Source organism: Lyngbya sp. CCY1209 (genome assembly GCF_055795065.1).
Genome location: NZ_JAYFER010000433.1, coordinates 1 through 14,968 on the forward strand (window position 1 = coordinate 1; position 14,968 = coordinate 14,968).

12 protein-coding genes are annotated in these 14,968 nt (G+C 53.9%); 1 reads left to right on the forward strand and 11 read right to left on the reverse strand.

What is annotated here, in order from left to right; genetic code table 11:
- Window positions 1-359: 359 nt before the first annotated feature.
- The 11 genes from recO to AC0QHF_RS13345 all read right to left on the reverse strand — a co-directional run bounded on the left by recO (window position 360) and on the right by AC0QHF_RS13345 (window position 13,758).
- The gene (recO, locus tag AC0QHF_RS13295) at window positions 360-1,229 is read right to left on the reverse strand and encodes a DNA repair protein RecO (protein ID WP_324704700.1); all 870 of its coding nucleotides are present in this window, start codon (window positions 1,227-1,229) and stop codon (window positions 360-362) included.
- The gene (deoC, locus tag AC0QHF_RS13300) at window positions 1,226-1,915 is read right to left on the reverse strand and encodes a deoxyribose-phosphate aldolase (protein ID WP_324704701.1); all 690 of its coding nucleotides are present in this window, start codon (window positions 1,913-1,915) and stop codon (window positions 1,226-1,228) included. The genes recO and deoC overlap by 4 nt, the downstream gene beginning before the upstream one ends.
- A 51-nt stretch (window positions 1,916-1,966) precedes the next feature.
- Window positions 1,967-2,428 (reverse strand): restriction endonuclease, encoded by a 462-nt coding sequence (locus AC0QHF_RS13305; RefSeq protein WP_324704702.1) that lies wholly within the window; start codon window positions 2,426-2,428, stop codon window positions 1,967-1,969.
- A 107-nt stretch (window positions 2,429-2,535) separates the two neighbouring features.
- On the reverse strand, window positions 2,536-3,024 hold the full coding sequence (locus AC0QHF_RS13310; protein ID WP_324704703.1) for a hypothetical protein: 489 nt from the start codon (window positions 3,022-3,024) through the stop codon (window positions 2,536-2,538).
- Between the two features lie 3 nt (window positions 3,025-3,027).
- Entirely contained in the window at window positions 3,028-3,741 is a 714-nt protein-coding gene (locus AC0QHF_RS13315; protein WP_324704704.1) for an AAA family ATPase, read from the reverse strand.
- A gap of 346 nt (window positions 3,742-4,087) precedes the next feature.
- Window positions 4,088-4,582, reverse strand: a complete 495-nt coding sequence (locus AC0QHF_RS13320) for a response regulator (protein ID WP_324704705.1) — start codon at window positions 4,580-4,582, stop codon at window positions 4,088-4,090.
- A complete protein-coding gene (locus AC0QHF_RS13325) occupies window positions 4,576-6,864 on the reverse strand; it encodes an ATP-binding protein (protein ID WP_324704706.1) in 2,289 nt (762 codons plus the stop codon). Before AC0QHF_RS13325 ends, AC0QHF_RS13320 begins: the two co-directional genes overlap by 7 nt.
- 554 nt (window positions 6,865-7,418) lie before the next feature.
- A complete protein-coding gene (locus tag AC0QHF_RS13330) occupies window positions 7,419-9,080 on the reverse strand; it encodes an ABC transporter ATP-binding protein (protein WP_324704707.1) in 1,662 nt (553 codons plus the stop codon).
- Window positions 9,081-9,215: 135 nt separating this feature from the next.
- Window positions 9,216-12,881: a WD40 domain-containing protein gene (locus AC0QHF_RS13335; RefSeq protein ID WP_324704708.1), complete on the reverse strand. Its 3,666-nt coding sequence runs from the start codon at window positions 12,879-12,881 to the stop codon at window positions 9,216-9,218.
- 341 nt (window positions 12,882-13,222) lie between these two features.
- Complete coding sequence (locus tag AC0QHF_RS13340) at window positions 13,223-13,387, reverse strand: hypothetical protein (RefSeq protein ID WP_324704709.1); 165 nt, start codon at window positions 13,385-13,387, stop codon at window positions 13,223-13,225.
- Window positions 13,388-13,467: 80 nt separating this feature from the next.
- On the reverse strand, window positions 13,468-13,758 hold the full coding sequence (locus tag AC0QHF_RS13345) for a DUF2949 domain-containing protein (protein WP_324704710.1): 291 nt from the start codon (window positions 13,756-13,758) through the stop codon (window positions 13,468-13,470).
- A gap of 351 nt (window positions 13,759-14,109) precedes the next feature.
- On the opposite strand from AC0QHF_RS13345, the gene AC0QHF_RS13350 reads away from it, so the two are divergent.
- A complete protein-coding gene (locus tag AC0QHF_RS13350; protein ID WP_324704711.1) occupies window positions 14,110-14,889 on the forward strand; it encodes a DUF362 domain-containing protein in 780 nt (259 codons plus the stop codon).
- The last annotated feature ends 79 nt before the right edge of the window (window positions 14,890-14,968 follow it).

A 14,968-nucleotide genomic window follows, 5' to 3' on the forward strand; every position in this document is an offset into this window, starting at 1 on the left:
AAACCCTTATAGAAAAGCCGTTTCAGTTTCCGACTCCCTAATACCGACTGCCGAGGACCGCGCGCAGCGCTATAACCCGTAAACTTTAGCTGTCACAGCAATAATATCAAATCCGGTTATCCCCTCCTAAACCTCCCCAATCATCTGAATATGATTTGATCGGGTAGGGACCCCTGGCTTCCGCCCTCCGGAATTGATTCCCAAGCGGTCTTGATATCCAACCCGTTTTGTTCCGGGTATTCAACCGGATTTGTGGTCAATTATCAGGATTTGATATGAGAATGCGATCGCCGTCTTCGGAAATGGGCATGATTAGGATTTTGACCCTATTAACAATTAACAATTAATAATGATTGATTTTAGCCGGAAGCCGCCAGGTAAGTATCGATCAGAGACGCCGACCGGATCGATCGCGCGAAATGATATTCTGCATAGCGTCTCAACAGCCGTTCCACGGCGATCCAAGCCTCCGAATGGTGGGCGCCCCAAACATTCCTCAAATCGGGTTCCGCCAACTGTTGTAAAATCGCCAACCGGTCCGCCGCCAGCCGCGCATCAATTCTGACGGGCACCGTATCCGTCAAATAGCGTCCCGTCCCCTCCGCGACGCGGGATGAGGTGCGATTACCTGATGTCGCCGCCAGTCCCGCCAAATTCACGATCCCCCCCGAGTCGATACTGAACCCCGCCACCCAATTCGGATCGGCGAAATTCGGGATCAGGGGATGTTGGGTGATGCAACATAACTGGACCTGGGGGGCAATTCCCGCCAATGCCAGCAGGTGGAAGATGCCGTGGGTGAGGCAGGCGACGATGGCGATCGCATTTTCCGGCGTGGGAAGATTCGGAAGCTGTTCGAGGCGGCTCAAATGTTCTTCTAAGAGTAGGAATAATTCCGCCTGCGGCTGTTCGCTCAACGCCTGACTCAGCACCAATTCCGCCAAATATTGACCCGCCGCCAACTTGCCCAAATTCTTAGAAAGTCCGCTGTGGGAATTGACGATATCCGCCTGGGTGATTTTGTCGAGCGATCGCCCTTTCGCGATCAAAAATTGGTTGACCACAAATAAGCCAATCCGGCCCCCCAGGCGCGATCGCGACTTCCTCGCCCCCGGCGCCGCCACCCGGATCAGGCCCAATTCCTGCGTCAAAATCGTCAGCAGGCGATCGGACTCCCCCAACGGCGTCGCCTTCAGGATGATGCCGGTAACTTTATAAGTGCGATTCATTCATTCTCGTCCGTTTTTTCTGTATCTCGCTGGCGGATCAAATCGACACCCCGGGAAGTGCCGAGTCGCGTCGCCCCGGCCAAAACTAATGCGATCGCTTGTTCGTAGGTGCGTATCCCCCCGGACGCCTTGATGCCCACCTGTCCCCGGGAGACTTCCTTGAGCAACCGCACGTCCTCCACCGTCGCCCCGCCGTACCATCCCGTACTGGTTTTCAGGAAAGATACCCCCGCTTCCATCGCCAATTCCGCCGCCAACCGTTTCTCGGCGTCCGTGAGCACCGCCGTTTCCAAAATCGCCTTCACCGTCGCCCCGGTTTCTTCGCAGATTTCCGCCAATTCCCGGTGTACCGCCTCGGTATCCCCCGACTTCAGCAGGCCCAGGTTGATGACGACATCCAACTCCGTCGCCCCGTTTTCCACCGCTTCCAGGGCTTCGTAGAGTTTGACGGCGGAGGTCGTCGCCCCGCAGGGAAACCCGATGACGGTGCAGACTGCGGGGGTTTTGTTTTGCAGAAATTCCCGCGATCGCCGCACGAAACAGGGGAAAATGCAGACGGAGGCGAAATGGTAGCGATCGGCTTCCCCGCAACACTGGTCGATCTGCTGGGGGGTGGCGGCTTGATTTAATAGAGTATGGTCGATCAGGGGGGCGATATCGATGTCGGGGTGGGATTCAAATGGCATTGGGTCGAGTGTTTGGGAGAGTACGGGGCGGGCGATCGGGGTCGCCGACGCTCACGGGGCAACATCACTGATTATATGCAACTGCGGCAGATCTTGTGATGCCAACTGAAATTTGTCCGAGCGGGTGTAAATATCTTCCAAACTGAGAAGGTGATAAATGAATTGACCTTGTTGAATTTCCGGATAACTTTTCAGACGTGCCAAAAAGCCACTATTTTTTCGGTCAATGTAACCGACTCCAGCCAGCATAATTCCGATTTGAGCTTCAGACTTTTTTAAACCCGCATAAAAATTGTCGGCAAATTCGGCACCGAGGGGATGCTGAGAGAGTTTGCATTGGAAATAAACGAAGCGATCGGCCACCCAACCATAACCGTCAACCAGACCGTCTGCCCCTCCGGGACCCGGTGTCAATCCCAGCATTTTAGCATAGGCTTGTCCGGCTCGTTGTTTGGCTTCGGGACTCGCCCTCGTTTTGCTATTAATAATTGCCCGCAACTGCACTCCATCCATATATCAGATCCGCTTGTTTGACCACCAATCGATCTTCCCCCAGCTCCCCGTGGGGGCAACCGTCTCGAGTTGCCCGATGTTTGAGTATTGAACCGGATTTGATATAACTACCCTATTTTATTGAGTTCGATCAATCGCAGGTATAAAAACTCGATACCAAGAAATGCACATTCGGAGACATCAGACAGCAAGTCTTGCTGTTTGAGTTCCTCAACAACGTTTCCACTCAACTCGACAGGTTGGGTAAAATGATCGGAGTCAGGAATTTTCTCTTGTGGATAACCTCCGATCTGTCGAATTTCAATCTGCTTTTGTTGAGCATAAGAAATGATCGACTGAATCGAAGCGTGTATCAAATCATCTGTTGCCAGACCCAAAAAATTGATCAGATCTGTCAATTTATCATTCATGGCACGGGGAATTTTGACAAGTACAGTGTTTTCTGTCATTTCAGAATCAGTAGCTGTACGACTTTCACGATTTTGATGGGCAATCTCATGGGCTCTTTGACTCGGACCGTTCATTGTGTCCTTGACAGTGGAAGCTCGATCTGAGGATACAGGTGTATTGACAGGTTGATGATTTTGAGTTGACATAATTTAGTTGACCTCCGGTATTTTTTTGTCCTTAATTAAGTTAATGAAATAAGATTTTGTGTCCGCCAAATTGGGATATTCCCAAATCAGATTTTTTTCCTTCAAAGCTTTGCGGATCTCTTTATCAAGAGATTGCATCGGCACACAAATTTCAATCTCAATATCAGAAAATAGACGAATATCTACCTCGGCTTCTATTTCCTCAATTTCAAGTCCCAAAGGGGCAATTTTAACGGTCGGATTATAATCAATTCCAGAATCTCGCTGAAACCTAATTTCACGTTCTAAGTCTTCTAAAAAAATCGGGATATCTTCAGTGGCATGGGACTGTGATTCGGCAATGGGGACGAGGAATATATCTGGGAGGGTGTTGTCCAGAAGTGTCAGGGCATCTTCGGGGGGGGCATCAGCATCGATTACCACAAAATTGTACTGTTTATATTCTCTTTTGGTGATTGGCTTAAATCGAGCTCCTTTGGATTGGGGTGGATTCCACCATAAGTCTAAGCGATGGGGAAAAGATAACCTGGCTTGATTTGGACTCGGCCGTTGTCCGGCAAAAAATTTCCAGGAGTCCGGCCGAGAATCACAGTCCATGAGAAGGACTTTTCCGGGGGTTTGCTCGGTCAGGATGCGTGCAATATGGACGGCAACTGTTGTTTTCCCAGCTCCTCCTTTGGTGTAGTTGCACAAAATGACGCGAGTTTTCCGATCCATAATTGTTTTGGCGACTCAGTGGGTAGGTCTAAGTTGAATTATAGCGCTGCGCGCTGGGGTGTGGGGTGTGCTCGGTGGGGTGTGGGGAAGGGAAATCCCCTTTTCATCAGGGTTTCGAGGTTTTTCCCCCTCTTCGGAACTGTAAACACGCGAGCGCTCATTGCTATAGATATCGTATCAATTATACCCATCTGCTCTATTTTACTTCCTGGCACAATCAATGTCAACTGGTTCGGCATTCCATCGGAGGCAATATTATCCACCGGCCAGGTGGATTGACAATTGATGAAAATGATTGGTTTGGGCGCGTCTTTCCCGATTTCCTCGACTATTAAAAATCGAAAAACTAAAATTGTCCGTAACTGGGCAATAGGGTCAGTTGAAACCAGTATTTAAACAAGACTTTGACGGTTTCTTGCATTTCCGATAGGCCCATCGGTTTGAGGATGTAACTGTTGGCACCGTACTCGTAACAAGATTGGATGTCGTGGGGACTTCCCGATGTGGTCAAAACGACGATCGGCAGCATCCGCAATTTCGGGGTTTGTTTGATGCATTTTATGATTTCCCGGCCGTCCGTCCCCGGCAAGTTCAAATCGAGTAAGATGGCTGCGGGTAAAGCCGCATCCAAGCTTTCATATTCTCCTTCGCGCCGCAAATAATCCAACGCTTCATCTCCATCTTCAAAGCGCAGAAAGTTGTAAGTCGCGGGGATTTTTTCTTCCTTGTACAACTGGCCGGCTATCCGCATAAAAGTATAAAAATCTTCGTCGCTATCTTCGATTAAAACGACGACCGGATGGGTGAGATCGTCCCACGGGGATTCAAGGAGATTTAACATCGATCGCTATCTGATTCTAAAATGATATTGAGATGGGACTGGGGTAGGGTAAATAAAAAGGTCGTGCCCTGTTTGTAGACGGATTCGACCCAAATTGTGCCGCCGTGTCGCTCGACAATTTTCTTGACGATGGTTAATCCGGCGCCGGTTCCCCCGCCGTATTTGCCGGCGGCGTGCAACCGTTTGAAAATGCGAAACACCGATTCGAGATGGCGATCGCGGATGCCGATGCCGTTGTCTCGGACGTAGAGCGTCACCATTTCAGATTCCGGAACCGGGGATTCCTGCCAGCCGATTTCGGCGAATTTTTCGCTATTATTATTATACTTGAAAGCGTTGGAGATCAGGTTGGAAAAAATTTCCTCGATCAAGACGCGATCGCCCCGGACGGTGGGCAGCGGTCGGGGGATGGAAATGGTGCAGCCGGACCACCGGGGATTCATCTGAAATATTTCGACGCTTTCCGAGAGCAATTGATTCAGGTCGATGGGTTGCATTTGCAGTTCCTGCCGCCCCAGCCGGGAAAACTTCAGCAGGGAGTCGATCAGCGATTCCATCCGCTTCGTCAGCCGCACCAGGGTCTGCAATTTTTCCGCCCCGTCTTCTTGCAGGGCATCCTGATAATCTTCTAACAAAAATGTGGCGTAATTGTGAATCCCCCGCAGGGGTTCTTTCAGATCGTGGGAGGCGATGTAGGCAAACGCATCCAGTTCGCTGTTGCTGCGTTCGAGTTCACAATTGATGTGGGCTAGTTCGTCCGCCTGCCGCAGGACGATATCGACGATCGCCTGTCTCAATTCTACCGCCCCTTCAATTTCGCAGGGCAGCCAGGGACTCGACTGGTGGCGGACGATTTCTTTCCAAGCCTCGAAGGACTCGCGGGGAAAAATGGTCAGACTGCCGTCGGCTTCCACCCGCTTCGGTTTGTCGGGATTTCCCGCCCAGGTGACGGTTTGAACCATTTCGGGGCGGAACCAGAGGACGTACCGGTGCTGGATTTTCGAGATCGCCATCGCCAACAAACCGCTGGCAATACCAGAATAAGTTCGAGCCGCCGGGTAGAGCTCCGGCAGGGAATTCGTGACGAACAAATCGCGATCGAAGCGATCGCTCAACCAGTCCACCAGGGGCGAAATCTCCTCCGGGGCGGGGGTTTGACCGAACGGGGCGATCGTCTCTTTTTCGCAGACGATGACACCGGAAGCCCCCGTCAGTTGCAAGAGACTTTCCGGGTTAGCCGTCAGTTCCGCGACAAAATCCGCCGCCCCCGTCAGCCGTTCCACAAACTGGGCTTGGATGTCCTTCAGGTGCAATTTGTACGTCAGATTTTCGTTGGCTTCTTTCTGCCCCAATTCCGTGGACATCAACTGTCCCAAAAACTCGGCGTGGGTGCGGATTTCGTAGGGGACAAATTTGGGGGTTTCGTGGTGGCAGGCAATCAACCCCCACAGCCGATTTTGGCGGATCAAAGAAATGGACATCGACGCGGCGACGCCCATATTTTTGAGATATTCGATGTGGATGGGAGACACCGATCGCAACACGGAATAACTCATGTCCAGGGGCGCGGAAATCTCTTCCGTCCCAGCCAGTAACCCGACGGGTTGATAATTCACGTCGGGAATCAAACGCAGCCAATTTAAGGTGTAGAGATATTTAGCCTGTTTGGGAATGTCGGAGTCGGGGTAGTGCAGGCCCAAAAAGGGATCGAGATCCGCCTTTTTATTTTCGGCGATCACCTGACCGTCTCCGGCCTCGTTGAAGCGGTAAATCATGACGCGATCGAACCCGGTGAGGTTGCGGACTTCCCCGACGATCAGATCGCAGAGTTCCGCCAAATTTTCGGTTTTCTGAATTTTGCCGAGGGCGTTTTTGACCGGGCGGTAAAATTGGAAAAAATCCCCATTCTCGCCGCCCTGCGCGGGTTCGAGTTCCAGCACGATATCGCCGCCTGGGGTGCGGTGGACGATGCCGTTGAAAGACCGGGAAAAACCGGACGCCGCCGCGAATTCCAGCCCCAGGGGATTGGCTTCCTCGAAGTTCCGCTCTAAACAGCCGCAGATGGCTTTGATACCGCCACCATCCAGCAGTTCTTCTAAAGGCCGATCGCACAAATCCGCCGGGTCGATGCCGAGGATTTTATCTGTATTTTCGCTGACCTGAATCATCCGAAAATCGGGTTCGGAGAGGACGAATAACAGACCGTGGGGCTGAATCGCACCGGGAATCTGGATCGGTTCGCGATCGCAGTTGGTCAGGTTGACGGCTTCCATTTCATTCATTATCCTCGGTGCGATAATTTCCCATTTCTCACTTTACCTGAAAGAAGGCATTTTGGGGGGGTGGGAACCCGAGCGACACCCGCAGAAGCGAATTTTTTTTTAAAAAAATTAAGAAATATTAAAATTTTCGCTTTTTTTTGGGAAAAGGGTTGCTTTTGGGCTTGACTTTTCCTATAATTTTAGATAATGGGAATATTGACAAAAATAATATTTTGGCAACCACTCCCATTATGGGGGTTTATGTCAATAGTTTACCGCGAATCGCCACCCCCTGTCAACCCCATTTATATCAAATCCGGTTGAATGCCCGGAACAAAACGGGTTGGAGATCAAGACCGCTTGGGAATCAATTCCGGAGGGCGCAAGCCAGGGGCCCCTACCAGCTCCAATCATATTCAGATGATTAGAGAGTTACATCAGATCCGGTTAATTGCTCAGACATTGAGAGGATCGAGAATTTGGGGAGAAAGATGAACAATCCGACTCCCGACTCCCGACTCCCGACTCCCTCGATCTCAGTTGTTTTGTGGTCAATTATCAGGATTTGATATTAGTCATCCCGTCATCCGAGTCAGTAAAGGAGCGGCGCCGAGGAGAGTTTGGGTGTAGGGATGTTGGGGATGATTAAAAATCGCCTCAGTTTCGCCGAGTTCGACAATTTTACCGGCGTTCATCACCGCGATGCGATCGCACAAAAATCGCGCCACCCAAAGATCGTGGGTGATAAACAAATAAGTGAGATTAAATTCCCGTTTCAAATCCAACATCAACTGCAAAACCTGGGCTTGGACGCTGGCATCCAACATACTCACCGGTTCGTCACAGATCACCAACTTGGGGCGAGTAATCAAGGCCCGAGCGATCGCCACCCGCTGCTGTTGCCCCCCCGAAAGTTCTCGCGGGTAGCGGTTATAATACATTTCCACCGGCTTCAAACCGACGCGATCGAGCATTTCCAAAACCCACCGCTTCGCCTCGGGCAACGTCGCCATTTTGTGGATCAAAAGCGGGTCCGCGATGCCCCGCCCCACCGTCATCGTCGGGTTCAGACAGGCATTGGGATCTTGAAAAATCATCTGCATCTCGCGGCGGAGCGATCGCACCTCCCGGAGGGATAACGGCGTCAGATCCCGCCCCTCCAATTCCACCGTTCCGGAAGTGGGGCGCACCAACTGCAAAATCGTCCGGGAGAGGGTACTTTTGCCGCACCCGGACTCCCCCACCAGGCCGAAAATTTCCCCCGGAAACAAATCGAAACTGACATCATCAACCGCCCGGATCGATCGCTTTTCCCGGGAAAACAACTGCTCGATCAATCCCCCTTCCAAACTATAATATTGTTTGAGATGTTCCACCCGCAACAGGGGTTTTTCAATGTCCGGTTTTTGCCGGTTATCTACAATTTCGATATCTTCCCTTTCCGATTTGCCGTGGACGTGCAGAGCCGCCTCCAAAAGCGATCGCGTATATTCATGTTGGGGAGACTTCAACACCGCATCGGTTTCCCCGATCTCGACAATTTTTCCCTCATACATCACCGCCACGCGATCGCAATATTCCCCCACCATCGCCAAATCGTGGGAAATCAACAAAATCGCCGTCCCCCGTTCCCGACACAATCGGGTTAATTCTTGCAAAATCTGCGCCGATACCGTCACATCCAAACTGGTGGTGGGCTCGTCAGCGACGATCAGTTTCGGATCTAATAATAACGCCAGAGCGATCGCCACCCGCTGCCGCATCCCGCCGCTGAACTCGTGGGGATATTGGGACCAGCGGTCCGCCGGAATCTGCACCGCTGCCAACGTCGCGATCGCCCGTTCCTTGGCCCCGGACCGGGAAAGCTGCGGCTGGTGGGCTCTGAGGGTTTCGATGCAGTGTTCCCCGATGGTCATCAGGGGGTCGAGGCGCGTCATGGGATCTTGAAATACCAAGGCCACCGCCTCCCCCCGAAACCGCCGCAACTCCTCATGATTCAACTCAAAAACCGACTTGCCCCCGAACGTCACCCGCCCTTCGATATGGCTGGATTCCGGCAACAACCGCATCGCCGCCCGCCCCAAGGTGGACTTCCCGCACCCGGACTCCCCCACCAGACCCAGCCGTTCCCCCGGTCGCAGCGTCAAGGAAACGCCGTCCACCACCCAACTCGGCGCGACGTCAAAACTCGGGTAAGCCACCCGCAGGTCTTCGATACAAAACAGAGAATCGGACATGGAAAATAATTGATAATTGATAATTGATAATTGATAATTAATGATTAATAATTGATAATTGTCAATTTTTCCCTACACCCCACACCCTACACCCCACACCCTACACCCCACACCCTACACCCTACACCCTACACCTTAATTCTCTGCGTCATCGAGATCGATCGCACCCAGAGCCTTCAGAGTAGCCCGCTGGGCGGGGGTGATGCCGGTGACGCCGGTGATATTCATGCCGTCATAGGGTTTGTCGGTGCGGAGGATCTGCAGGCATTCCCCCGTCGCCACGTCCCAGATCCGGATCGCCTGGTCGTGGCTGCCGCTGGCCAGTAGGGAACCGTCGGCGTTGCCGTGGACGGACCAGACGGGGCTGGTGTGGCCGGCGTAAGTGCCCGCGTTCTCCCCGGTTTCGATATCCCAGAGACGCACCGTCAGATCGTCGCTGCCACTCAAGCATAATTGACCGTCCGGACAGATGAGCAAACCCTGGACGCGATCGATGTTGCCCTCCCAGGTGTGGGTGCAGGTGCCCGTCTCCAGGTCCCAGAGTTTGACGGTGCGATCGTAGCTTCCCGTCGCCAACCGGGCGCCGTCGGGGGCGAACATCAGCAGGTGGATACGGTGGGTGTGGCCTTCGAGAACCCGGATACAGTCCCCCGTTTCGACATCCCACAGGCGGGCGGTTTGGTCGTTGCCGCCGCTGGCGAGTCGGCGGGAGTCGGGGCTGAATGCGATCGCCCCCACCCAGCGATCGTGACCTTCCAGGGTCTGCAGACATTCTCCGGTCTGCACGTCCCACAATTTTACCGTCAGGTCGTCGCTGCCGCTGGCTAATAGTAAACCGTCGGGGCTGAACGCCACCGCCTGGACGCGATCGCCGTGTCCGTGGAGGGTTTTGAGACATTCCCCCGTCCGCACGTCCCACAATTTTACCGTCCGGTCGTAGCTGCCGCTGGCCAGGGTGCGGCCGTCCGGAGTGAAGGCGACGGACCAGACCCAATCCCCGTGACCCGGACACCGCCGCAGACAGCGGCCCGTTTTCACGTCCCAGATCCGGACCCGGCTGTCGTCGCTGCCGCTGGCCAGGGTGCGCCCGTCCGGGCTGAGGGCGAAGGACCAGACCTGGTGGCGGTGTCCCCGCAAGGTCCGCAGGCGTTGGCCGCGATCGATGTCCCACAACTGAACCACCTGTTCTTCCCCCCCCGTGGCGAGATATTGCAGGTCGGGACTCAACGCCAGGGAGGAAATTTGGGTGTCGAAGCCGGGGAGGGTTTTTTCGCAGTATCCCTTGCCGACGTGCCAGATTTTCACGGTTTGGTCATCGCTGCCGCTGGCGAGGAGGCGGCCGTTGTCGCTGAAGGCCATCGCCCAGACGGAATCCTGGTGGCCTTCCAAGGTGTGGAAACACCGGCCCATCTGCACGTCCCAGAGGCGGATGGTTTGATCGTCGCAACTGCAGGCGATCGCCCGCCCCCGGGGTGAGGAAATATCCTCTTCAAACTGGCGGGAAACCACGAATGTGACCGTCCAATTCCAACTGCTGTCCCCCACGAACGTCCGCTCGCATTTCCCCGTCTCCACGTCCCACAATTTCACGGTGCAGTCTTCGCCGCTGCTGGCGAGGGTGCGGCCGTCGGGGCTGAAGGCGAGGGAGCGGATGCTGTCCTCGTGTCCGCATAGCTGGCGGATGCAGGTTCCCGTTTTGACATCCCAAATAGCGATGATTTCGTCGTCGCCGCCACTGGCGAGGAGGCGGGAATCGCAACTGAAACAGACGCAGGAAACGCCCCCGTCATGGAGGGAGAATCGGTTCAGACAGTCGCCGGTTTCGACCCGCCAAAGTCGGACGGTGCGATCGTCGCTGCCGCTGGCGAGGAGGGTGGCGTCGGAGTTAAATGCGATCGCCCGCACCCGGCCGACTCGCCCCTGAAAAGCCCGCAACTGTTGCCCGTCTTCGACACTCCAGAGGACGATGCGCCCCTCGCCGTCTCCGGTCGCCAATTTTCCTTCGATTCCGAGGGCGACGACGAGGGAATTTCCCAGAGTTTTTGCGAAGACGGAGCGGCTCAAATCAGAGCCGGAAAAATTGACATTTTGCAGGTTCGCATCTTGGAGGTAAGCCTGCCAGATCGTCAGGTCGGAAAAATCATAATTTGCTAGGTCGATATCGAATTGATTGCAGAGGTTGATCAAATTGCCGCCGGCGTATCCCATCCGGTCGTGTTGGGAAACAGAAAAATGCTCGATTTCCGGTCGTTTGATTTGGTCGAGTAGGCTGTTAAATTTGCGCTCCAGTTCTCTCCGCAGCGGGTAGCGATCGGCGAGGCGGCGGACGATGGGTTGCAATATGACGCGGTTTTGGCTTTCTAAAATATAGTCTTTTGCCTGGGATTTGAGCAGGGCGTAGCGGTTGAAATTGACTAGGTTTTCGGACTGGAGTTCGGCAACGGTTTGCTCGATCAGCCGCTCGATCATGTATTCCATGACCACGGGTTGTTGGGTGAAGCGGGTGGCATTTTTTTCGATCAGCGATCGCCGGCTCAGGGATTCGAGGGCCTCGATAATTGACCGGGGATACATCAGGGACAGCAGGTCTTTTTGGAGCTCCGCCATCGTCACGGGCTCCCGGTTGATCGCCAGCCAGTACATCAGTTCTTGTTCCACCGGGGACAGGCGGCTGAGTTGCTGTTCCAGAAGATCCCGGATGTCCCCGAAGATGGCGGTTCCCTGGTGGATTTGGTCGAGAAAAATGCCGATATCTCCCCCGAAGAGATCGCAGATGGTGGTGGTGACAATTTTGATGGCGAGGGGATTTCCGGCGTAGCGTTCGATCAGGGGGCGCCATTGTTCGGGGGAACCGGAAATTTTTTTGTCTCGGAGGATGCCGTGGCAGTCTTCCGGTGGCAATCCCAGCAGGGGGAAGGAGCGGATCGCCAGGTTTCGCCCTTCCAAGGCGGCGATTTCTTTGGGTTTTTCGCGGCTGGTGATCAACAGACAGCTTCGGTGTTGGCTTTCTCCGATTCGTTTGAACAGTTCGCCGTAATTTTCGTAGCCGGAATGGTAGCGTCCGGCCCGATCGCCCCCCTGTAAAATGGATTCGGCGTTATCTAAAATCACCAGACAGTGGCGCGATCGCAGACACTCGATCAGGACCGAGATCTGGCGGTAGGGGTCGTCGGGCAGGTTGGCGGACACCTCGTCGCACAGAAACCGGATCAGATCCTCGAGAATTTCCGTCAGCGGGGGGGCATTTCGCAGCGATCGCCAGATCAGATAGTCGAATTCGCCCCCGATCCGGCGGGCTAACTGCACCGAGAGGGAGGTTTTGCCGATCCCCCCCATCCCCAGTAGGGCGACGATGCGGCAGTTTTCAGCCAAGATGTAGCGTTTGAGTTCGCCGAGTTCGCGATCGCGCCCCCGAAATCCGGAAATGTCCGTGGCTTCCCCCCAGTCTGCGGCGGGTTCGCCGCCGTCACTCGCCGGGGGAGGGGGTAGGGCGCGATCGACGGGCGCCATCGGTGGCTCATTTTTCTGTCCCCACCGCTCCACAGCCGTCCGAAAGTTGGTTTTGCTGACTTTTTCCTGAAACTCGTCGGACAAAATTTTCCACAGTTTCGGCCCCACGTCCCGTTTCAGGTATTCCGGCGTGCAGCGATACACCAAGGCGATCTCGTGATATTTCTGTCGCTGCCAGGTGCCCTGAATGACCGCTCGTTGGGCGTCGCTCAGGTGTTTTCCGGTTTGGTTAAAAACCGCAGTATCCGTGATTTCGAGCGCCTCTTCAAAATCCATGGTCGAGGAATGCATCCGAATTTACTTTAGTTTAACCTGAAAAATTGTTTTTTTTTGCTCTCCGAGTTGCGCCACCACCGGACTTTAAACCCCGATTTTTCGAGAGTTGCCGGGACTGCCGTCCCGGCGAGTCGGCTCCGTGCCGAGTCGAACCATACAAATTATACCGATGTTTTTCGAGCACTCCCGATTATTTTTAATGGGTCTGCGATTCGGGTAGGTCGGACTTTTAAGCCCGCTATTTTGATCGATCAAGATTTTTGCTATAATTTTTATCGGCAAATGTCCTCCGACTTCGCCACCGGTTCACCGGCTCCTTTTTCCTCAATTCTTAACAAGGGCTTTTGGCTCCCCGTTTAGAGTTGATGAATCGGGCGATCGCTAATTTTATCTGGGGAATCTGTTGGCACTTCTCCCCAATCCCCATCGCCCATATCAGTCCGAGAAAGGGCGTGAAATACAGTCGAGTCCCCCCAAACGCTTTGAGAGGACTCGTCAACGGACGCGATGATGTTTGACATGGTAGATAACCCTTGTTAACCCATGCAGGTTTTTAAATCTCCTTTAAACAGACGCTCAACTCGGAAATTTCAACCCGAAGCTAGGCGACGTAAGATGATGACGTCAGCGGCATCGGATTTCGGGTCGCCTCCCGAGACGGGGACCCGGACTGATGCTGGGATTTCAGATCCGGGGTGTTCCCGAACTGTTCGAGCCAATCAAAAATTTTGTCCAATTGTTCTAACGTCACCAGCCCGTACTGCCACAAAATCATCGGGAGCTGGCCTGATTCTTGCTCGGGGTGCCGGAGGGCCATTGCGATGGAGGAGGCGGGGATCGCCAATTCCCAACGTAAAAACTGGATCAACTGGGCTTGTTTGGTGGAGATCATTGATATTTTCCTGCATGAATGTCGAAAAGGATTTGAAATTTGGGATATTAACTGCCAGAACGGGACTGGATGTTAATTTCCACCGTCCTAATCTTAGCGTCTAGAAAGGTAAGTTCAGTGACAGAACACACCTTAAGATTGTGATTTATTGCAGAAATTTCAGTGATCTTGGTCACGCATTGGTATCGGTGTCTCCAATCCCTCAATCTCTGTCCCGGGGGTGATTCCAAAAGCCGCAGATTCGGTTTTTGCGTAAGTTTATCATACCCGCTTCTCGACCCACCTCGGTATAATCACGGAGATTTTTTTAACAAAACTTGACGTATTGAAGATTCATCAACTTTTATCGCGATGATGATTAATTCTGAAGTGTGCCGGACGGAGGTGACGTCCTTCGCCTACCGCCCCCCCCAATCGGCTTTCGGCGCCCGCCGGATTCTCGTCAAACCCAATTTGGGCTACCCAGTCGGCCCCCCGGTGACGGTGAGTTTGGGCGTTTTGGGGGCTGTGTTGCGGGGGTTGAGGGCCGCGGGTCCCACCGCCGAAATCGCGATCGTCGAGGGGGTCTGTTCCCCTGTGTCCCTCCCGGAAATCGTCCGCCGTCTCGGGGTGGAATCGCTATTGGACGCGGGAATGGTGATTTTGGACGCCGACACCCTGCCCCTGGCAGAATACCCGAATGTGTCCCCCAAACCCGTCAGGTTCCCCTCCATGTGGGCCCCGGCAATGTTGCGGGAGGTGGACTCTCGGATTACCGTCGGTGCCCTGAAACGCACCCATTTGAAGGGAGAACCACTGATTTCGGCCTCTGTGAAAAATCTCTACGGCCTGTTTCCGCGATCGCACTACCGGGCCAGAAGTCCCAATTCCCGGGGACAGCTTCACCGTCCGTCCGTGCCCCGGGTGTTGCAAGATGTCTATTTCTGCATCGGACATCTCTTTGACGGGGCGGTGGTGGACGCCGATCGCAAATTGATCAGTCCCAATTGGAAACCCGATCGCGGCCAAACCGTGGAGGTGGGCCAAGTGTTCTGGGGCGACGACCCCATCGCCGTCGATCGCCTCGCCTGCGAGGTCGCCGGGGAGCCGGTTCCGGACTATTTGGAGGCGATTGAAGAAATTAGGGTGTAGGGTGTAGGGTGTAGGGTGTAGGGGCGAATGGCGTTCGCCCTCCGTATATTTTCCAAAAAAATGGGCAACCCGAGATTTT